The organism is Alcanivorax sp. HI0044 (assembly GCF_001634945.1).
In genome coordinates, this window is sequence record NZ_LWEZ01001604.1 from 1 (window position 1) to 1034 (window position 1034).

Here is a 1034-nt window from a genome sequence, read left to right on the forward strand (position 1 = left end):
CGCCTCTTTTTCAGTTTCGCCAGTACGGAGATAAACGCATGACCTGGTTGAAATCCCGACGCCTGCAGTACCTGTTGGCCATCACTGCTCTCTTTTTCTCGCTGATGGTTGTTCTGCGCGCCGTGTTTTATTTCGGCTTTTCCCCTTTATCCGGTGATAGTGACATTGCCACCGACACCATTCTCACCGCCTGGGGCATTGGCCTTCGCTTTGACCTGCGCCTGGCCCTGCTGCTGATGCTCCCGTTGGCCGCACTGGCCTACCTGCCCTGGCTGAACTTGTTACGCAGCAGCATCGCCCGCTTCATCGGCCATGCCTACCTGCTGTTCGCCCTGTTGTTGCTGGTGCTCACCTATATTCTCGACTTTGGTCACTACGCCTACCTGGCCGACCGGCTCAATGTCACCGCGTTGCGTTTTCTGGAAGACACCGCCATTTCCACCCAGATGGTCTGGGAAAGCTATCCAGTGATCTGGATTACCCTGGGCTGGCTGCTCACCACCGCGCTCACCTTCTGGGCCGCCCTGTGGATTGAGAAAACCTTGCTCGGCCGTCCGCAAACCCGCATTGCCAAAAGCCAGGCCACATTCGGCTTTTTCGTCTGTTTCACGCTGTTCTTCTTTGCAATTCTGGGCCGGGTTAGCGACATCAATATTCTTAACCCAATCCCGCTGCGCTGGAGCGAAGCCTTCGCCACCGGCAACAAGGCGGTCGGATCATTGGGACTAAACCCGGTGCTGTACTTCTACGACACCACCCTGATCCCGGCCTCCCCCTACGACAAGGAAGCAGTGCAGAAGTACTACCCTGTCATGGCGGATTATCTGGATATCCCGCCAGCGCAACGCCAGAACCTGAACTTCGACCGCGTCGTCGATGTGCAAAGCCATAAGCTCGATTACGATCGACCGCCCAACGTGGTATTCGTGATGCTGGAATCCCTCGGTGCCAGCCGGGTAGGCGCCTACGGCACACCGTTTGATCCCACCCCCAACCTGGACAAAATTGCCAGCGAAGGCTGGTTCTTCAAACAT

Annotated in this window: 1 protein-coding gene; it reads left to right on the forward strand. The window is 56.8% G+C overall.

What is annotated here, in order from left to right; all coding sequences use genetic code 11:
• Positions 1-38: 38 nt before the first annotated feature.
• The coding region (locus A3730_RS24290; protein ID WP_156501331.1) for a sulfatase-like hydrolase/transferase at positions 39-1034 on the forward strand (996 nt) is incomplete at its 3' end.